Genomic DNA, 17883 nt, shown 5'->3' on the forward strand with positions numbered 1-17883 from the left:
AGGTTTAGCGCCCGGCCAGTGCCGTCAGGCTCTCGCCCGTCACGCGGCAGATGCGCCAGTCAGGCATCACGTCAGCACCCATCGCCTTATAGAAATTGATCGCAGGCTCGTTCCAATCCAATACCGACCATTCGAAACGCCCGCAGCCGCGCTCGACCGCCAGCTGCGCCAGCCGTTGCAGCATGCGCGTGCCGATGTTCTTGCCGCGATGCGCCTGCTTCACATACAGGTCTTCAAGGTACAAGCCCTTCTTGGTCAGGAAGGTCGAGAAGTTATGGAAGAACAGCGCGAAGGTGACGACCTCGCCGTTCTCTTCGCCAACGATCGCTTCGCACGATGGGTGCGCGCCGAACAGGCCTTCGTGCAGCAGCGCTTCGGTGGCCACGACCATGTGTTCGAGTTTTTCAAAGACGGCCAGTTCCACGATCATGGCGTGGATGTGGGTGACGTCGTCGGGACGGGCAGGGCGGATGGAAAATGGGGCAGCGGTCATAGCGATTCGATGGGATTGTTCAGGTTAGCGGATTGCACGATTTTCGGTGCGGGTGCGCGCACGGCCCAGGCCACGCTCGCCAGGCACACGATCATGCCGAGAAATTCGAGCGCGCCGGGGCGGTAGTCTTCAAGCAGTACCGACAGCAGCACCGACAGCACGGGCGTGACGACGGTGACGTACACGGCCCTGTTGGCGCCGATGCGGGCGATCAGCGTGAAGTAGGCAAAGAAGGCGATGACGGAGCCGAAGATCGACAGATAAAACAGGCCAGCCCAGTAGGTGCCGCTGTCGGGCAGCGTGAAGGCGTCGCCGTTCGCGAGCGACCACAGCGTCACCATCGAGGCGCCCCACAGCATCGACCACGCCATCGTCAGCGGCAGGTTCGCGCACTGCTGCTTGACCTTGGTGACGACAACGCTGCCGCCCGCGCTGGCCATGGTCGCGGCCAGCGCCAGCACGACGCCGGCAATGAAGTGACCGTTGCCGCCAGCCTGGATCGCCTGCCAGGCGTCGCCAATGGCGTGCCAGAACAGCAGCGCGACGCCCACCGTGGCGGCCGTGCCGCAGGTCCAGGTACGGCGGTTGATGGCGGTGCCGAAGAAGAGGCGGCTCCAGATCGGCGTCCAGAACACCATCAGCGCAAACATCACGGCCACCAGGCCAGAGACGACATGCTGCTCCGCGTGGTACGTGCAGATATACGAGATGCCGAAGGTCAGGCCGCCCTGCAGCGCCATCCAGCGGTGCGTGCGCCATGGCAGGCTCAGGCGTTCGCGGCGCACGATGCACACGGCGAACAGCGCGGCGGCGGCAAGGAAGAAGCGGTAGGCCACCGACACCGCCGGTGCGGTGTGCCCCAGTTGAAGGGTGATGGCCCAGAAGGTCGAGCCCCAGATCAGGGACGCGAGGGTAAACAGGATGGGGGAAGACATCGCGGGAGTATAGATGGCCCCCACGTTCCTGTCGGCATCACCTCATCGGCCGGTCGTCCCGATGTAGTAGAAATGCAACATCACCATGCAAGCCGGATACGCCGGTACAGAATGCTCAGCACGAACAGCGGCCCGATCAGCAAGAAGCGCAGATCGTCGAAGAACGACGGCTTCTTGCCCTCGATATGGTGGCCGACGAACTGGCCGATCCAGGCCGCCACGAACACGCCGATCGACGTCGTCAACACGGTCCCGTCCGGCAATAGGGCCAGCAGCACCAGCATGACACCAGCCATCACGGCCATGCCCAGCGCGAACGTGCGCGACAGCTTGCTGTAATACACCAGCGCCACCGCCACGACCAGCAGCGGCACGATTGGATGGATGGCCCACAGGATGCCCAGCAGGCTGAACACGATTGCCGGAATGCAGACGATGTGGATCAGCTCATTGACGGGATTGCGGTGGCTTTCGCCATAGCGCGCCAGCAGGACATCGATGGCGCGGGGCGTGGATGCGGTGTGCATGGCGGCGTCTCCTTGCATTGTTGTAAGGACGATTCTACCGCCGCTTTTACCGCGCCGTCCCGCTCATCGCGCCCCTGGCGGCAGCGCTGGTGTGGGCGCCGTGGTGTCGGCGGGCTGCACGCGCAGATGGGCATGGTTCGCGAACAGCTCGGCGATCCATTCGACGAATACCCGCACCTTGGCCGACAAATGGCGGTTGTGCGGATACACGACGTGGACGGGAATCGGATCGCAGCGCCAATCCGGCAGCAGCCGCACCATCTTGCCGGTGGCAAGTTGCTCGGACAAAAGATAGTCGGTCATATTGATCACGCCCAGGCCTGCCAGGCCTGCCTTGATATAGGCGTTCGAGTCGTTGAGCGCGATGGCGCCGGGCAGCATGACCTCGATGCGCTCGCCGTCGCGGGTGAAATCCCAGCCGCTGACCTTGCCCGACTTGGACGAAAAGTAATTGACGCACCGATGGCGTTCCAGATCGTTCGGATGCAGCGGCATGCCGAAGCGCTCGATATACGATGGTGCCGCGCAGGTGACGAAATTGATCACGCCAACGCGGCGTGCAATCAGGTTGTTGTCGATCAGGTCGCCACCGCGCACGGCGCAGTCGACGCCTTCCTCGACCAGGTCGACGGGGCGATCGGTGCTGCCCATCTCCAGCGTGATATCGGGATAGCGCTCGAAGAAGTCGGGCAGGGCCGGAATCAGGATCTCGCAGGTCAGGCCCGTGGGCGCGTCCACCCGCAGCCGGCCACTGGGGCTGAAGCGGTGACGCGTCAGCGATTCTTCGGCGTCGCGCACGTCCGACAGGATCCGCACGCAGCGCTCGTAATAGGCGGCGCCATCGGATGTCACGGACACGTGGCGGGTCGTACGGTGCAGCAGGCGCGAGGCGAGCGACGTTTCCAGCGCCTGGATCAGCGTCGACACCGTCGCCTTGGGCATCTGCAGCGTATCGGCGGCGCGCGTGAAGCTGCCCGCATCGACGACTTGTACGAACACTTCCATGGCTTGCAGCTTGTTCATCCGGGTTTTCATTCAAAATGCGTGACATTGTTCAGGAATCTGAACAATCAATTCGGTATTGCCATCTTTATCCGATTGTAGATCAAGACTATTATGTGTGCATCGCAACAAATTTTTACTTGAGAAGACGGAGCAGGACATGAGTATTCGAGATGGCATTTTTACCACGGTTGCAGTCACGCTTAGCGGCGTTGCGCTGGCGGGATTGCTTTGCACGGATGCTTACTCCCGCGCCGCCGGCGCCGAAGCACGCGGCGTGCGGGCACTGTCGATGCAGATGCAGATGAGCTGCGTGGGCGATTGCGCCGTCGTCGACGAGCGCATCGTCGAACTCGAGCTCGGGCAGGTCCCGCGATGAACGCCGTGGGCGACATCCCGGACCGCGCGCTGAAAGTACGCGACCTCGAGGTCGCGGGCGCCACCGGTGGGCTGCCCGCCCGCCTGTACGCCGCCGGCCCGGCCGCCAAGCGCGACATGCTGGTCGTGTTCTACCACGGCGGCGGTTTCGACAGCGGCGACCTCGATGAGGCGGACGACTTCCTGCGCTCGCTGGCCGAATGCGATCACCTGCCGCTGGTGCTGGCACCGAGCTACACGCTGGCCACGGTCAGCCCGTTCCCGGCCGCCGTCGAGGATGCCCACGCGGTCCTGCAATGGGCCAAGAAGAACAAGACCAAGCTTGGCTGGAACGGCAAGCTGCTGGTCACGGCCGGCATCGAAGCCGGCGCCAACCTGGCGGCCGTCTGCGCGCTGATGTCGCGTGATCGTGGTGGCCCGGCACTCGCTGGCCAGATCCTGGTCATGCCGATGCTCGATCCGGCCCTGAGCACCGGCTCGATGCGCCAGCTCACGCAATGCTCCGACCGCGAAAAGGCCGCCACGATCTGCGCCGAAGCCTATCGCGGCTATCTGCCCCATGCTGCCGACCGCTCGCATCCGTACGCGGCGCCGCTGCATTCGAGCCGGCTGAAGAACCTTGCGCCGGCGCTGATCCTGTCGGCCGAAGACGATCCGCTGCGCGACGAAGCCGAGCTGTATGGCGCAAAGCTGATCAATGCGGGTATCTGTACTACGGTGCGGCGCATGGCGCCCGCCGATCTGCAAGACCCGAACGGCCGCAATGAATGCGCCTGCAAGTGGCAGGCGATGGGCGAGATTGCCAACTTCCTGGCGCGGCTGGAAGGGCGGCAGGGGGCTTGATGTGCGCCGTCGTAGGGTGGACGGGTTTCCCGTCCACGCGTTCGACGAACGATGGCGTGCCACAAAACCATATGGATTTGAACGCGTGGACGGCGTAGCCGTCCACCCTACTAGTTGCAACCACAATGGTAAGTAAGAGTTCATCACAATAAGGAAGTGCTAATGCATCACAGCGTCCAGTCGCAGCACCTGCCTTGCAGATAACACACGGCCAACCGCCGGCATAAGCCACCGGCTCTACATCAGATAGCAGAAATTTTTTCCACGCCCAGGCGCGGAAGGGGATTCGTTTTGCCTGCGTTTCGTCTGGCCCGACATGCCAGCGACGCGGGACGGGGTTCTATTGTCTTTTTTTTCATCGTCGTATTTCATCGTTCTTAATAAAAGGGTTAATCATGAATAACCAATCAGGGATGGGCAAACTGCGCGTCATCATCGCCGCGCTGGCAATCGCAGGTCTCGCGGGCGCCGGTCTGACCGGCTGCGCGGACGCCACCAGCGACGACGCACCGGCAGCGGCAGCGCCAGGCGCACCACCAGTCACGAGCGCGGTCGTCATCCAGCGCCCCGTGACCGAAACGCAGGAATTCTCCGGTCGTCTGGAAGCGATCGAAGTCGTAGCAATCCGTCCCCGCGTGTCGGGCTACATCACCGCGGTGAACTTCAAGCCGGGCGCCGAAGTGAAAAAGGGCGAGGTCCTGTTCGTGATCGACCCACGGCCCTACCAGGCCGAAGCGGACCGCACGAAGGCCGTCGCCGCTGCCGCACAGGCACGCGCCGGCCTGGCCCGTCTTGAACTGCAGCGCGCCGAGCTTCTGCTGGCCGACAAGGCCATCGCCCAGCGCGAGTTCGATGAGCGCGCCGCTGGCCAGAAGGAACTGGATGCGAGCGTGCGCGCCGCCCAGGCCGAGCACGAAACGGCGCGCCTGAACCTGGCCTACACCCGCGTCACGTCGCCGATCGACGGGCGCGTCTCGAAGGCCGAGATCACCCTGGGTAACCTGGTGGACGCCACGGCAGTCCTGACCTCGGTCGTCTCGCTCGAACGCATCTACGCCAGCTTCGATGGCGATGAATCCACCTACCTGCGCGTGTCGCGCCGCACCAACGCCGGCCAGCCGGTGGAGGTGAAGGTGGGCCTGGCCGGCGAAGAAGGCTTCCCGCACAGCGGCAAGCTCGAGTTCGTCGACAACCAGCTTGACAGCCGCAGCGGCAGCGTGCGCATGCGCGCCACGCTGGCCAACGCCGACCGCGCGCTGGCGCCGGGCCTCTTTGCCCGCGTGCAGATCGCCGGCGGCGCGCCGACCCCGCAGATCCTGATCGTCGACCGCGCCATCAACACCGACCAGGACCGCAAGTTCGTCTACGTTGTCGACAAGGACGGCAAGGCCGAATACCGCAGTGTCAAACTGGGCCCGCTGGACGACGGCTTGCGCATCGTGCGCGAAGGCCTCAAACCTGGCGAAAAGATTGTCGTGAACGGGCTGCAGCGCGTGCGTCCGGGCGCGCCGATCGCGGCGCAGGTCGTGCCGATGGTGGCCAAGGCTGCACCGGCACCGGCAGCGGCCGCAACGGGAGCATAAGTCACCATGAACTTTCCTAAATTCTTTGTCGACAAGCCGATCTTCGCGGTCGTGCTGTCGGTGATCATCTTTGTCGCCGGCCTGATCTCGATCTTCATGCTGCCGATTTCCGAGTACCCTGAAGTGACGCCGCCCTCCGTGGTGGTGCGCGCCCAGTATCCGGGCGCAAATCCGAAGGTCATCGCCGAAACGGTGGCCACGCCGCTGGAAGAGCAGATCAACGGCGTCGAAGACATGCTGTACATGTCGTCGCAAAACACGTCCGATGGCGCGCTGGCGCTGACCGTCACCTTCAAGATCGGCACCGATGTCGAGCAGGCCGAGACCGCGGTGCAGAACCGGGTCCAGCGCGCGCTGCCACGGCTGCCCGAAGAAGTGCGCCAGATCGGCGTGACGACCGTGAAGTCGTCGCCGAACCTGACGATGGTGGTCCACCTGAATTCGCCGGACGGCCGTTACGACGACCTGTACCTGCGTAACTACGCGGTGCTGAACGTGAAGGACCAGCTGGCCCGGATCAAGGGCATGGGCGAAGTCCAGCTGTTCGGCTCGGGCGACTACGCGATGCGTATCTGGCTCGATCCGCAGAAGGTCGCCGCGCGCGGCCTGACCGCCGGTGACGTCATCGATGCGATCCGCGAACAGAACGTGCAGGTCGCCGCCGGCGTGATCGGCCAGGGTCCGGCCAAGGACGCCGACTTCCAGCTCACCGTCAACACGCAGGGCCGCCTGCAAAGCACCGACGAATTCGGCGACATCGTCCTCAAGACCAATGCCGAAGGCGGCACCACGCTGCTCAAGGATGTCGCGCGCATGGAACTCGGTTCGAGCTCGTACGCACTGCGCTCGCTGCTGAACAACAAGTCGGCCGTCGCGATCCCGATCTTCGCCGCCCCTGGCGCGAACGACCTGCAGCTGTCCGCCGACGTGCGCACGACAATGGAAGCGCTGTCGCAGGAGTTCCCGGAAGGCGTGAAGTACTCGATCGTGTATGACCCGACCCAGTTCGTACGCGAGTCGATCAACTCGGTCATCGTGACGCTGTTCGAAGCGGTCGTGCTGGTCGCATTGGTGGTGATCATCTTCCTGCAGACCTGGCGCGCGTCGATCATTCCGCTGCTGGCCGTGCCGGTGTCGGTGGTGGGTACCTTTGCCGTCATGCTGGCCTTCGGTTTCTCGATCAATACGCTGTCGCTGTTCGGCCTCGTGCTGGCCATCGGTATCGTGGTCGACGATGCGATCGTGGTGGTGGAAAACGTCGAGCGCAATATCGCCGATGGCTTGAATCCGCGCGATGCCACCATCCAGGCCATGAAGGAAGTCAGCGGGCCGATCATCGCGATCGCGCTGGTGCTGTGCGCCGTGTTCGTGCCGATTGCGTTCGTGTCGGGCCTGACCGGCCAGTTCTATCGCCAGTTCGCACTGACGATCGCAATTTCGACCGTGATCTCGGCCTTCGCGTCGCTGACGCTGGCGCCGGCCCTGTCGGCCGCGCTGCTGAAACCGCACAACGCACCAAAAGACCGCCTGACGCGCATGATCGACGCCGTGCTGGGTCGCTTCTTTGCCGCCTTCAACCGCTTCTTCGGCCGCTCGTCGGTGCGCTATGAACATGGCGTGAAGGGTGTCCTGCGCCGCAAGAGCGCTTCGGTCGCTGTCTACCTCGCGCTGGCCGTGGCCGGGGTGTTCATGTTCAAGGCCGTACCGCCGGGCTTCGTGCCACCGCAGGACAAGGCCTACCTGATCGGCTTCGCGCAACTGCCGGACGCCGCTTCGCTCGACCGCACTGACGCCGTGATCCGCCAGATGTCGAAGATCGCCCAGGAGATTCCCGGTGTCGAATCGTCGATCGCCTTCCCGGGCCTGTCGATCAACGGCTTTACCAATGCACCGAACGCCGGCATCGTGTTCGTGGGCCTGAAGTCGTTCGACCAGCGCAAGGACAAGGCGCAGAGCGCCGAAGCCATCGCTGCCGAAATCAACAAGCGCATGGGCGCGGTCGAAGATGCCTTCGTGATGGTGCTGTCGCCACCGCCGGTCAATGGCCTCGGTACGACGGGCGGCTTCAAGATGATGATCGAAGACCGCGGCAACGTCGGCTACGAAGAGCTGAACAAGGCAGTGCAGGCGCTGACGGCCAAGGCCGCGCAGACGCCAGAACTGGCGGGCGTGTTCTCGGGCTTCCAGATCAACGTGCCGCAGCTGTACGCGGACATCGATCGCGTGAAGGCCAAGCAGCTGGGCGTGCCGCTGGCAAGCATCAATCAGACCTTGCAGGTCAATCTGGGCTCGCTGTACGTGAACGACTTCAACCAGTTCGGTCGCACCTACCAGGTGCGGGTGCAGGCTGACGCGCCGTTCCGTTCGCAGCGCGAGCAGATCGAGCAGTTCAAGGTGCGCAGCAATACGGGCGAAATGATTCCGCTGTCGTCGATGATGCGCGTGAAGGACACCTATGGTCCGGACCGCGTGACGCGCTACAACGGCTATGTCTCGGCCGAGATGAATGGCGGCGCGGCACCGGGCGTGTCGTCCGGCCAGGCGCAGGCGGCGATGGAACGCATCGCGAAAGAAGTGCTGCCGAAGGGCGTGTCGTACGAATGGACCGAGCTGACCTACCAGGACGTCCTGTCGGGTAACACGATGATCTATGTGTTCCCGCTGTGCGTGCTGCTGGTGTTCCTGGTGCTGGCAGCCCAGTACGAAAGCTGGACGCTGCCGTTGTCGGTGATCCTGATCGTGCCGATGTCGATCCTGTGCGCGCTCATCGGCGTCAGGCTCACCGGGGGCGACAACAATGTGTTCACGCAGATCGCGCTGTTCGTGCTGGTCGGCCTGGCGTCGAAGAACGCGATCCTGATCGTCGAATTTGCCCGCGAACTCGAAGACCATGGCCGCAGCGTCGTCGAGGCTGCGCTGGAAGCGAGCCGCCTGCGCCTGCGGCCGATCCTGATGACGTCGATCGCGTTCATCGCCGGCGTGGTGCCGCTGGTGTTCTCGAGCGGCGCGGGTTCCGAGATGCGCCATGCCATCGGTGTCGCCGTGTTCTGGGGCATGCTGGGCGTGACCTTCTTCGGCCTGTTCCTCACGCCGCTGTTCTATGTGTTGCTGCGCTCGCTGGCCAAGCGTTTTGAAAAACCCGTGCACACCGCCCCTGCGGTGGCGCACAGCGCAGAAGGAGTGCACTGATGAATACGATGATTGCAAAGGGCGTCGCGCCCCTGCTGGCGGCGTTGCTGCTGACGGCCTGCGCCACGCCCGACTTCGTGCAGCCGCACATCGCCACGCCGGACGCCTTCCGCGAGTCGCAGGCACCAGTGCCGGCAGCAGAAGTAGCCGGCATCGACGGTGCGCGCTGGAAGCCGGCGCAGCCGGCCGAGCAGCAGCCGCGCGGCCAGTGGTGGCTGGCCTTCAACGACCCGGCGCTCACCGCGCTGATCGAGGAAGCCGCCACCAACAACGCCAACCTGTCGGTCGCGGCCAGCCGCGTCAAGCAGGCGCGCGCGATTGCCGGTATCGCCGAAGCGGATCGCATCCCGCAGGTGGGCGTGGGCATCGGCGCCCAGCGTGCGCGCCTGTCGCCACGCGAATCGAACCTGCCGCAAGGCGCGGGCACCGAGGCTTACACGAGCTACAGCGCGCGCCTGTCGGCCAGCTACGAGGTCGACCTGTTCGGCCGCGTGGCGGCCGGCGTGTCGGCGGCGCGGGGCGATGCAGCGACGTCCGAAGCCAACTTCCGCTCGGTGCTGCTGGCATTGCAGGCGGACGTCGCGCAGACCTATTTCAGGCTGCGCGCACTCGATGCCGAACTCGTGACGCTGGCCGACACGGTGCGGCTGCGTGAAGAAAGCATCAATGTCACGCAGCGCCGCTTCGACCTGGGCGACATCGGTGAATTCGACCTGTCGCGCGCCCGCACCGAGCTGTCCACCGCGCGCGCCGAAGCCATCGGCGTGCAGCGCCAGCGCGCGACCACCGAGCATGCGCTGGCGGTCTTGCTGGGCAAGCCGGCTGCCGATTACGTGGCTGGTCCGAGCCCGTTGCTCGATGCGAGCCTGATGCCGGCGATTCCTGCCGGCCTGCCATCGTCGCTGCTCGAGCGCCGGCCCGACATCGTCGCCGCCCAGCGCGCGATGGAAGCGTCGAACGCCCGCATCGGCGTGGCGCGCGCGGCGATGTTCCCGGCCCTGACCATCAATGCCGATGGCGGCGGCGTGGGCGGCGTGTTCTCGGAAGTGTTCAAGTGGAGCAGCCGTTCGTGGGTACTCGGCGCCCTGGCCTCGATGCCGATCATCGACGGTGGTCGTAACCGCAACAACATCGTGCGCAGCGAAGCGGTACTCGAAGAATCGGTGGGCACCTACCGCCAGAGCGTGCTGGTGGCGTTTGCCGAGGTCGAGGACAACCTGGCCGGCCTGCGCATCCTGGCAGGGCAGGCCGGTGAGATCGACGCAGCCGTGGTCTCGGCGCGCCGCTCGGCCGATCTTGCGCAGAAGCTGTACGACGCGGGCCGCTCGAGCTATCTGGAGCTGCTCGACGCCCAGCGCAACCTGGCCGTGGTGGAACGCACGGCGGTGCAGTTGCGCGGTGAGCGCGCGTTGACGACGGTGGCGCTGATTCGCGCACTTGGCGGCGGTTGGGATGCGACGCAGCCGGTGAATGCGGCGGTGGCGCAACGTTGATTCCCGTATAAAAGTTGTTTGCCCTTTGCGGCGGTGCGCGTGAGCGTACCGCCGTTTTTTTCGTCTGTGTAGCAAAACTACAAAAATATCCGGATTCAATTGAGTCTAATAATCGTCAGGAACAGAATCTGTGGGCCGAAAGGGTCCGCCCAGAGACCATGGCATAAGGTCAGGTAGTTTATCTACGTGACCAGCACCTCTGTCGATGTCCTGAAGAGACTGAAACATACCAATTACACCGGAGGAGACAAAATGAAGAAAAGCATCATCGCCATGCTTGCCACCAGCGTCGTGGCACTGAGCAACCCGGCCCTGGCCGCCACCCCGCCTGCCCAGGCGGGTAACAGTTCCGCCGTGCTGCTGCAGGGCTTCCACTGGAACTCGTCGAGCGCCAGAAGCCCTAACTGGTACAACACCCTGCAGGGCAATGTGGGCGAGCTGAAGACCATGGGCTTTAGCCACGTCTGGTTCCCGCCGCCATCCGACTCGGCGGCCTCGCAGGGCTATCTGCCGCGCCAGCTGAACAACCTGAACTCCGCCTACGGCAGCTCGGCCGAGCTGACCAACGTCGTGCGCGCCTTCACGAACAGCGGCATCAAGGCGGTGGCCGACGTCGTCGTCAACCACCGCGTCGGCACCACCGGCTGGTCGGACTTCACCAATCCCAACTGGACCGTGTATTCGATCGTCAACAATGACGAGTGCAACTGCGGCCTGGGCAGCGCCGATACGGCACTCGGTTTCAACGGTGGGCGCGACCTGGACCACCGCAACGTCGGCGAAGTCCAGAACGGCATCACCACGTGGCTGAACTACACGCTCAAACCGGTGGGCTTTACCGGCATGCGGGTGGACTATGTGCGGGGCTTCAGTCCCAGCTACGTCGGGCAGTATGCGAATGCCTTCAACGCCGAATTCTGCGTCGGCGAGCTGTGGAACGACCTGAACCTGAACAACGTCGATGCGCACCGCCAGGAAATCATGAACTGGATTAACGGGACCAGCAACAGCTGCGGCGCATTCGACTTCACCACCAAGGGCCTGCTCAACGACGCGCTGGCCAATGGCAATTACTGGCGCCTGAAGGATGCCGCCGGCAAGCCGCAGGGCGCGATCGGCTGGTGGCCTGCGATGGCAGTGACCTTCGTCGACAACCACGACACGGGTCCGTCCGAAAGCTGCGGCAATGGCCAGAACCACTGGGCGGTGCCGTGCGGTGCGGTGATGCAGGGCTACGCCTATGTGCTGAGCCACCCCGGCATTCCGACCGTGTACTACCCGCACATCTACAACTGGGGCCTGAAGACGCCGATCGCCGCGCTGATGGCGGCGCGCCGGGCGGCCGGGGTCACGTCGACGTCGCCGGTGGCGATCCAGCAGGCGGCGCAGGGACTGTACGCGGCAGTCGTCACGGGCAACACGCGCCAGCTCGCGATGAAGATCGGGCCGAACGCCTGGAGCCCGGCCGGCACCGGTTGGGTGTTGCAGACGTCGGGCAGCAATTACGCGGTGTGGATGAAGTAAGGATCCGCTGTGTGTGACGTACCGGCTGCAGGCGACGGCGGCCGGTCGTCGACGTGACGCGGCTGGGCGCCGCTACAATGGCGCCATGTCCATCGCACCTGCTTGTGTTTCTGCTCCACCGCTCACCGGCCTCGCGCCCGTCATCGACGCCACTACCCGCATTCTCGTGCTGGGCAGTTTTCCGGGCGCCGCGTCGCTGGCGGCCGGGCAGTATTATGCGCACCCGCGCAACCTGCTGTGGCCGATCCTGTCGAACCTGACCGGCGAAGACCTGGCCGGCTTGCCCTACGACGAGCGCCTGCCGCGCCTCCTGGCACACGGCATCGGCTTGTGGGATGTGCTGGGTGCGTGCGAGCGCACGGGCAGTCTCGATTCAGCCATCCGTGCGCCAGCCGCGAACGACTTCGCGCGGCTGCGCGAGCGTTGTCCGCTGCTTGAAACCGTCGGTTTCAATGGCAAGACGGCGGGCAAATTTGCACCGCAATTTGCCGATGCGGGCTATCGCACGGTCCTGCTGCCATCGACCTCGCCAGCGTATGCGGCGATGCCGTTTGCGCAAAAGCTGCTGGCCTGGCAGCGTTTGCTGGTGGACTGATGTTCTTCAGGTTGGCTGCCAATGATGGCCGCACGAAATTCGGCACCAGGCATCGCCGGACTTAGCCATAAAAACCCACTTCACGCTGATGTCGAACTGCGAGTACGAGGATGGCATGCTCCTCGGCCTCGTAGCTGTACAGCGCGATGTAGCCAGTCTTGCCATGTGAGATAACCAGTTCCCGCAAGCCGTGTTCGGCCAGGCGACCGATCAGGGGGTGCCGAACGAGAATGGCGATGGCTTCCTCGATCAGATCGAGTGTTGCCAACTGAGCATCCACACCCTCTGGCATAAGGAAGTCGCTGATCCGTTCCAGGTCGGAGAGCGCGCGGCTTGCGTAGCTTATTCGCGCCATGCTGTCTTGGCAGGTCTGGCTGCCGCCCCATCTGTCAGGCGGCTGCGCAGGTAGGCGCGCACGTCGTCAGCAGCGTAGCCCTGTCCTTGCGCCAGCAACTCTGCCCTCGCGTCACGTGCTTGCGCAACGAAGGCAGCGCGCTGCTCGACTGCATGAGCAGCTTGCCGGATCGCGTCGACCATGAATGCATGCGGACTGATGCCAAGTTCTTGCGCAGCATCGACTGCGCGCTGCTTGAGCTCATCGGGAAGTTTCAGTGAGGTCGTCGACATGGGAATGGCGCCATTGGTTGTGGTGCTACCAAGGTAACACCGATGTCTTGAAGATTCAAGTGGTTACCATCACCACCCCCTACCGGATATGCGTCCCGGTCCCCGCCGCCATCTTGCGCAGATACGCCAGCTTCGCCGAATACACCTCGCGCATGTCCCGGCGTGTACTGTGATCGACCGCCAGCGCGATCTGTTCACGTGCCTCGCGCACGTGCCCCAGCTGCAGATGGGCGACGCCCAGCCAGAACCGGAACTCGTCGTTGTAGGGCGCGCGCCGCACCTCGCGCGCGAAGTTCGCCACCGCATCGTCATATCGGCCGGCCTTGAGCGCTTCGGTGCCCAGATCGAAGTAATGGTAGGGCGGTGTCGGATCGACCGCCGCGATGCGCGCGGCCAGCGCCGCTGCTTCCAGGGGGCGGCCGAGCGTCACCAGCACCGGCTGCAGGTTGCGCAGCACCGACAGGTTCTCGGGTTCGCGCACCAGCGCCGCCTGGAACGCGCGCTCGGCCAGCGCCGCGTCGCCATGGCGCTGGTAGATCACGCCCAGCGTGTTGAGTGTGCCCGCCATGCCGGGGCGCGCCTGGACCGCCGCGCGCGCCCACCAGTAGGCGTCGTCAATCCGCCCCTGCACCAGTGCCTCGGCGGCGCGGTTGTTCAGGAACAGGGCGACGATGTCCTCTTCTTCCAGCTCGCGCGTGCGCAGGCGCGCGGCCTGGTCGCGCGGGATGAAATCGACGACCAGCACGCGCTGCGGCTGGTAGCCGCGCGGCGCGTCGGCCGGGCGCTCGCCCAGGCTGACGTTGATATGGGAACTGGACAGGTACAGGCCCGCAGTGCGGCTCCAGGCATTGTCGACGTCCACGCTCTGGAACCGGACCGGCATGCCCAGCTCTTTCGCGAAGGCCGCCGTCATGATCACCAGCGACAGGCAGTTGCCCATGCGCGCGGCGTAGGTCTGGCTGGCAGTGCGCGTGATGGTGGATTCGTACTCGAGCTTGAGGTCGGACTTGCTGTAGAGCGCATCGACCAGGCCGTGCTGCATGCCCTTGGTGCGCAGGCGCGACGTGAATGCGCTGCTGTTCAGGTAAGCGCGCATCGCGGGACTGAGCGCGAACAGGTCGTGCGCGCCGATGGGTTCCGATGGCGGCGCGAAGCGTGCATCGGCAAACAGGGCCGCTGGCGGGGCAGGGGGAGGAGCGAGGCTGGCGCAGCCGGCCAGCAATATGCTTAACGACAGCCAAACGAACGACAGCCAACCGAACGAGAACCAGCGCATGGCGCCTCCTGCAAACGAGCGTACTGACAAGGCAGTATCCGCTCCCTTGCGGGCGAAGTCAAAGCTCAGTCTTCGTGGAAGGCTTCCAGCAGTTCATCCATGATCTCGGCCGTTTCTTCGGCCGACAGGCCCAGATACGCGCAGGCCGCGACGCCGCCCTTGTTCCATTCGTTCGACTCGGCGTGGCCCTGATAGCGGCAGATCGCGTTCTCGGCCAGCAGCGACAGGGCGATCAGCGAGCGCACCGGCCCCGCGGTGGCCGGATCGTCGATCACGGCGAAATCGTGATGGTGCAGGATGGCCCAGGCGACGTGGTCGGACAGCCCCCAGCTGCGGGCCAGCAGGCAGCCCATCGCGGCGTGACTGGTCGCGTGGCGTTCGTTCTCGAGGTCCGTGAACGGGCGGTGGGGCTCCATCGACGCCGCGCCGTAGGTGGCTTCATAATCCTTGAAGCGGTCCATCAGGAGCGGCACGCCGGTGTCGCAGAACAGGCCGAACGTATGGGCCACGTCCGTCTCGCCCATGCGCAGGCGGCGGGTCAGGAACACCATCGCGTGCGCGCGACGGGTCGAGATGTCCCAGAAGCTGGCCAGCGCGGCGCTGTTGACGGGAATCGCCTGGCGCGCCAGCAGCCCGGTCATCAGGGCCGCGACCTGGTTAATCCCCAGGAACAGGATGGCCTGCTCGATCGACTTGGCCTTGCGCCGGCCGCCGTAGACGGACGAATTGGCCAGCTTGAGCAGGGCGCCGGACATGCCGACGTCGCTGGCCACGATCCTGCCGATGGCGTCGGGCGACGGATCGTCGGCCCCCAGCTCGCGCTGCAGGTCGGCAAGCAGACTCGGCCGCGGCGGAATGCGGATCGACTTGATCAGGGCATCGACCTGGTCGGTTTGGGGGGCGGACTCGACGACGGTATTCATGAGATGGCGGGGCGCGAGAGGGCATCTCGGACGTTGCGGGGGAACGTGCAACTATACCCGAGCCGGTAAAATATTGCAGCAAGGCAATGTGCAAATCAACTGGTTAATGTGGCAATTCCACCATAGCGCGGGGGCACGGCCGTACACGCTAGAATCCCGGTATGGTGAATTCGACAATTGCAGGGATTGATTTTTCAGCCGATGCCGCGACCGTCGCACGCCAGCTGATCGGCGTGACGGTGCTGCTCGACGGCGTTGGCGGGCGCATCGTCGAGACCGAGGCGTATGACCGCGAAGACCCGGCGTCGCACGCGTTTGCCGGGGAGACGGAGCGCAATGCGTCGATGTTCGGGCCGCCGGCGCATGCCTACGTGTACCGCTCGTACGGCATTCACTGGTGCCTGAACTTCGTGTGCCGCGAAGCGGGGCACGGCGCCGGCGTCCTGATTCGCGCGCTGGAGCCGGTGGCGGGGCTGGACAGCATGCGCGCGCGGCGCGATGCGCAGGACGAGCGCGCGCTGTGTTCGGGGCCGGGCAAGTTGTGCCAGGCGCTGGGCGTCACGCGGGCGCACGACGGGATGGCGCTGGCGGGGGCGTCGTTTGCCCTGCTGCCGGCAGAAGCGGGACTGGTCGTCGCGGAAGGCATCCGCATCGGCATCTCGAAGGCGGTCGATGTGCCGTGGCGCTTCGGCCTGGCCGGCTCGCGCTTTCTGAGCCGGCCACTCCGCAGCCAAGCCGGCAACTAGGCGGCCCCGCGCCGGCGCGCGGTCGCCGGTGGCAGGGCCGGCACGGGCTTCGCGCGCATCGTGCTGGCGCGGCTGCGCCGTTCGGCGACGCCCTGGAAGCCCGCCGCCAGCGTCTCTTCGTGCTGCGCATCCACCGCGTCCACCTCGTCGTCGCCCGGTGCGATGCGGAAGATCGCCACGGCCCTGGCCAGGTTGACGGTCTGCTCGTGCAGGCTCTCGGCCGCCGCTGCGGCCTGCTCGACCAGCGCGGCATTCTGCTGTGTCATGCTGTCCATCTGCCCGACCGCGCGATTGACGTCGGCGATGCCGTCGGCCTGCTCGGTGCTGGCGATGCTGATACGGCCGATGATGTCGTTCACCTGGCGCACCGACGAAACGATGTCGCCCATGCTGGCGCCGGCTTCGCTGACCGACGCGTTGCCCCGTTCGATGATGCTGACCGAGTCCGCGATCAGGCCCTTGATTTCCTTGGCTGCCGCCGCCGAGCGCTGCGCCAGCGTGCGCACTTCGGAGGCCACCACGGCAAAGCCACGCCCCTGTTCGCCGGCGCGCGCTGCTTCCACCGCCGCATTCAGGGCCAGGATATTGGTCTGGAACGAGATGCCGTCGATGACGCCGATGATCTCGACGATCTTGCGCGAGCTTGCCTGGATCGATTCCATCGTCGTCACCGCGCCTTGCACCGCCTGGCCGCCGCGCGCGGCCAGCTGCGCCGCTTCGGCTGCGAGCTCGGACGCCTGGCGCGCGTTGCTGGCGTTGTCCTTGACCGCCGTGGTCAGCGTCTCCATCGTGCTGGCCGTCTGCTCGAGTGAGCTGGCCTGCATCTCGGCGCGGCTCGACAGGTCCATATTGCCGGTGGCGATTTCCTGCGACGCCGTGTCGATCGAGCGCACCGACGTCATCACGCTGCGCAGCGCGGCATTCAGGCGCGCGATCGTGTGATCGAGCGCGCGGCCGGTGTCAGCGATTTCGTCACGGCCCTGCGCGTCCACGGGCGGCGCGTCGAGCCGGCCCTCGGCCAGTTCGCCCACCGTGTGCGCGATCGAGTGGATCCCGGCCAGCATCGCGCGCCGCACCAGCATCGTCACCGCCAGCGACAGCGTGATCGACAGCAGCACCAGGCCGGCCATGGTCCAGCCCAACGTGCGAAATTCGGCCCTGGCAGCGGCGTAGGCCTCCTGGTTCATGGTTCTTTCGATGTGCGCCAGTTGCGTCAGTGCGGCGTCGAGCGCGCCGAACTGCTGCTCGGCCTTCTGCATCGCGTTGGTGGCGATCGACTGGTCCACGGCCGCCATCTCGATCGTCTCGCCGATCGCCTTGCGATAGCGCGCCAGCGCTGCCTGCGATGCCGCGACCGGCGTGCGTTCTTCGCGCTCGGCGGCGTGCGCGAACTTGCCCAGTTTGTCGCTGACGGCGGCGTGCCGGCGGCCGATGTCGGCCGTCAGCGCGCGCAAGCGGTTCTGCGCGAAGCTGCCGTTGGTCCAGGCCAGCAACTGGTAGGCGTTGGCGTGCGCGAAGCGCGCCTCGCCGGCGACATCGGCCACCGCCTGCAGGCGCGCCGCGCGTACCTGGACCATGTGTTCGAGCGAGGCGTTCTGGCGCACCATGCCGTAGTAGGCGGCGCCCGACAGCATGGTCAGCAGCACGAGCACGAGGCCCGGGGCCAGCAGCAGTTTCTGGCCGATCCGCAGTTTGTTCAGCATGGGTCACTCCACAAAAAAAGCTGCCATCGCGGGCAGGGCGACGGCA

At 65.2% G+C, this 17883-nt stretch carries 17 protein-coding genes; 8 read left to right on the plus strand and 9 right to left on the minus strand.

Annotation, left to right across the window (positions count from 1 at the left end; genetic code table 11):
• Positions 1 to 4: 4 nt before the first annotated feature.
• From AC56LN_RS01040 to AC56LN_RS01055, 4 genes are all read right to left on the minus strand, one after another.
• A complete protein-coding gene (locus AC56LN_RS01040) occupies positions 5 to 493 on the minus strand; it encodes a GNAT family N-acetyltransferase (protein WP_499569487.1) in 489 nt (162 codons plus the stop codon).
• Positions 490 to 1428: a DMT family transporter gene (locus AC56LN_RS01045; RefSeq protein ID WP_499569488.1), complete on the minus strand. Its 939-nt coding sequence runs from the start codon at positions 1426 to 1428 to the stop codon at positions 490 to 492. The genes AC56LN_RS01040 and AC56LN_RS01045 overlap by 4 nt, the downstream gene beginning before the upstream one ends.
• A gap of 80 nt (positions 1429 to 1508) precedes the next feature.
• Positions 1509 to 1955 carry an Mpo1 family 2-hydroxy fatty acid dioxygenase gene (locus tag AC56LN_RS01050; RefSeq protein WP_499569489.1) on the minus strand — a complete coding sequence of 149 codons (447 nt, stop codon included), beginning with the start codon at positions 1953 to 1955 and terminating at the stop codon, positions 1509 to 1511.
• A 63-nt stretch (positions 1956 to 2018) separates the two neighbouring features.
• Positions 2019 to 2978 (minus strand): LysR family transcriptional regulator, encoded by a 960-nt coding sequence (locus AC56LN_RS01055; protein ID WP_499569490.1) that lies wholly within the window; start codon positions 2976 to 2978, stop codon positions 2019 to 2021.
• A 139-nt stretch (positions 2979 to 3117) separates the two neighbouring features.
• Here AC56LN_RS01055 and AC56LN_RS01060 point away from each other — a divergent pair, with 139 nt between their 5' ends.
• The 7 genes from AC56LN_RS01060 to AC56LN_RS01090 all read left to right on the plus strand — a co-directional run bounded on the left by AC56LN_RS01060 (position 3118) and on the right by AC56LN_RS01090 (position 12562).
• The gene (locus AC56LN_RS01060) at positions 3118 to 3336 is read left to right on the plus strand and encodes a hypothetical protein (RefSeq protein WP_258835739.1); all 219 of its coding nucleotides are present in this window, start codon (positions 3118 to 3120) and stop codon (positions 3334 to 3336) included.
• Complete coding sequence (locus AC56LN_RS01065) at positions 3333 to 4178, plus strand: alpha/beta hydrolase (RefSeq protein WP_499569491.1); 846 nt, start codon at positions 3333 to 3335, stop codon at positions 4176 to 4178. Before AC56LN_RS01060 ends, AC56LN_RS01065 begins: the two co-directional genes overlap by 4 nt.
• Positions 4179 to 4573: 395 nt before the next feature.
• The gene (locus AC56LN_RS01070) at positions 4574 to 5761 is read left to right on the plus strand and encodes an efflux RND transporter periplasmic adaptor subunit (protein ID WP_499569492.1); all 1188 of its coding nucleotides are present in this window, start codon (positions 4574 to 4576) and stop codon (positions 5759 to 5761) included.
• 6 nt (positions 5762 to 5767) lie between these two features.
• The gene (locus AC56LN_RS01075) at positions 5768 to 8950 is read left to right on the plus strand and encodes an efflux RND transporter permease subunit (protein ID WP_499569493.1); all 3183 of its coding nucleotides are present in this window, start codon (positions 5768 to 5770) and stop codon (positions 8948 to 8950) included.
• The gene (locus AC56LN_RS01080; protein WP_499569495.1) at positions 8950 to 10443 is read left to right on the plus strand and encodes an efflux transporter outer membrane subunit; all 1494 of its coding nucleotides are present in this window, start codon (positions 8950 to 8952) and stop codon (positions 10441 to 10443) included. The genes AC56LN_RS01075 and AC56LN_RS01080 overlap by 1 nt, the downstream gene beginning before the upstream one ends.
• 252 nt (positions 10444 to 10695) lie before the next feature.
• Positions 10696 to 11967: a glucan 1,4-alpha-maltotetraohydrolase domain-containing protein gene (locus tag AC56LN_RS01085; protein WP_499569497.1), complete on the plus strand. Its 1272-nt coding sequence runs from the start codon at positions 10696 to 10698 to the stop codon at positions 11965 to 11967.
• A gap of 85 nt (positions 11968 to 12052) precedes the next feature.
• Positions 12053 to 12562 (plus strand): DNA-deoxyinosine glycosylase, encoded by a 510-nt coding sequence (locus AC56LN_RS01090; RefSeq protein ID WP_499569498.1) that lies wholly within the window; start codon positions 12053 to 12055, stop codon positions 12560 to 12562.
• A gap of 61 nt (positions 12563 to 12623) precedes the next feature.
• Here AC56LN_RS01090 and AC56LN_RS01095 read toward each other — a convergent pair whose 3' ends face one another.
• The 4 genes from AC56LN_RS01095 to AC56LN_RS01110 all read right to left on the minus strand — a co-directional run bounded on the left by AC56LN_RS01095 (position 12624) and on the right by AC56LN_RS01110 (position 15388).
• Positions 12624 to 12917, minus strand: coding sequence for a type II toxin-antitoxin system RelE/ParE family toxin (locus AC56LN_RS01095; protein WP_499569499.1), 294 nt, complete (start codon positions 12915 to 12917; stop codon positions 12624 to 12626).
• The gene (locus AC56LN_RS01100) at positions 12905 to 13189 is read right to left on the minus strand and encodes a CopG family transcriptional regulator (RefSeq protein ID WP_499569500.1); all 285 of its coding nucleotides are present in this window, start codon (positions 13187 to 13189) and stop codon (positions 12905 to 12907) included. The genes AC56LN_RS01095 and AC56LN_RS01100 overlap by 13 nt, the downstream gene beginning before the upstream one ends.
• A gap of 79 nt (positions 13190 to 13268) precedes the next feature.
• Complete coding sequence (locus tag AC56LN_RS01105; RefSeq protein ID WP_499569502.1) at positions 13269 to 14465, minus strand: tetratricopeptide repeat protein; 1197 nt, start codon at positions 14463 to 14465, stop codon at positions 13269 to 13271.
• Between the two features lie 65 nt (positions 14466 to 14530).
• Entirely contained in the window at positions 14531 to 15388 is an 858-nt protein-coding gene (locus AC56LN_RS01110; protein WP_499569503.1) for an HDOD domain-containing protein, read from the minus strand.
• A 161-nt stretch (positions 15389 to 15549) separates the two neighbouring features.
• Here AC56LN_RS01110 and AC56LN_RS01115 point away from each other — a divergent pair, with 161 nt between their 5' ends.
• Positions 15550 to 16134 carry a DNA-3-methyladenine glycosylase gene (locus AC56LN_RS01115; protein WP_499569504.1) on the plus strand — a complete coding sequence of 195 codons (585 nt, stop codon included), beginning with the start codon at positions 15550 to 15552 and terminating at the stop codon, positions 16132 to 16134.
• Here AC56LN_RS01115 and AC56LN_RS01120 read toward each other — a convergent pair.
• Entirely contained in the window at positions 16131 to 17837 is a 1707-nt protein-coding gene (locus AC56LN_RS01120) for a methyl-accepting chemotaxis protein (protein ID WP_499569505.1), read from the minus strand. The two genes, AC56LN_RS01115 and AC56LN_RS01120, sit on opposite strands and share 4 nt — an antisense overlap.
• Positions 17838 to 17883: the final 46 nt, after the last annotated feature.

This window comes from Telluria sp. ZT3P26, assembly GCF_059686035.1.

Bases quoted from the DNA above. Each gene is read 5' to 3' on its own strand.
- AC56LN_RS01040 (WP_499569487.1), bottom strand. From the start codon at position 493: ATGACCGCTGCCCCATTTTCCATCCGCCCTGCCCGTCCCGACGACGTC.
- AC56LN_RS01045 (WP_499569488.1), bottom strand. From the start codon at position 1,428: ATGTCTTCCCCCATCCTGTTTACCCTCGCGTCCCTGATCTGGGGCTCG.
- AC56LN_RS01050 (WP_499569489.1), bottom strand. From the start codon at position 1,955: ATGCACACCGCATCCACGCCCCGCGCCATCGATGTCCTGCTGGCGCGC.
- AC56LN_RS01055 (WP_499569490.1), bottom strand. From the start codon at position 2,978: ATGAACAAGCTGCAAGCCATGGAAGTGTTCGTACAAGTCGTCGATGCG.
- AC56LN_RS01060 (WP_258835739.1), top strand. From the start codon at position 3,118: ATGAGTATTCGAGATGGCATTTTTACCACGGTTGCAGTCACGCTTAGC.
- AC56LN_RS01065 (WP_499569491.1), top strand. From the start codon at position 3,333: ATGAACGCCGTGGGCGACATCCCGGACCGCGCGCTGAAAGTACGCGAC.
- AC56LN_RS01070 (WP_499569492.1), top strand. From the start codon at position 4,574: ATGAATAACCAATCAGGGATGGGCAAACTGCGCGTCATCATCGCCGCG.
- AC56LN_RS01075 (WP_499569493.1), top strand. From the start codon at position 5,768: ATGAACTTTCCTAAATTCTTTGTCGACAAGCCGATCTTCGCGGTCGTG.
- AC56LN_RS01080 (WP_499569495.1), top strand. From the start codon at position 8,950: ATGAATACGATGATTGCAAAGGGCGTCGCGCCCCTGCTGGCGGCGTTG.
- AC56LN_RS01085 (WP_499569497.1), top strand. From the start codon at position 10,696: ATGAAGAAAAGCATCATCGCCATGCTTGCCACCAGCGTCGTGGCACTG.
- AC56LN_RS01090 (WP_499569498.1), top strand. From the start codon at position 12,053: ATGTCCATCGCACCTGCTTGTGTTTCTGCTCCACCGCTCACCGGCCTC.
- AC56LN_RS01095 (WP_499569499.1), bottom strand. From the start codon at position 12,917: ATGGCGCGAATAAGCTACGCAAGCCGCGCGCTCTCCGACCTGGAACGG.
- AC56LN_RS01100 (WP_499569500.1), bottom strand. From the start codon at position 13,189: ATGTCGACGACCTCACTGAAACTTCCCGATGAGCTCAAGCAGCGCGCA.
- AC56LN_RS01105 (WP_499569502.1), bottom strand. From the start codon at position 14,465: ATGCGCTGGTTCTCGTTCGGTTGGCTGTCGTTCGTTTGGCTGTCGTTA.
- AC56LN_RS01110 (WP_499569503.1), bottom strand. From the start codon at position 15,388: ATGAATACCGTCGTCGAGTCCGCCCCCCAAACCGACCAGGTCGATGCC.
- AC56LN_RS01115 (WP_499569504.1), top strand. From the start codon at position 15,550: ATGGTGAATTCGACAATTGCAGGGATTGATTTTTCAGCCGATGCCGCG.
- AC56LN_RS01120 (WP_499569505.1), bottom strand. From the start codon at position 17,837: ATGCTGAACAAACTGCGGATCGGCCAGAAACTGCTGCTGGCCCCGGGC.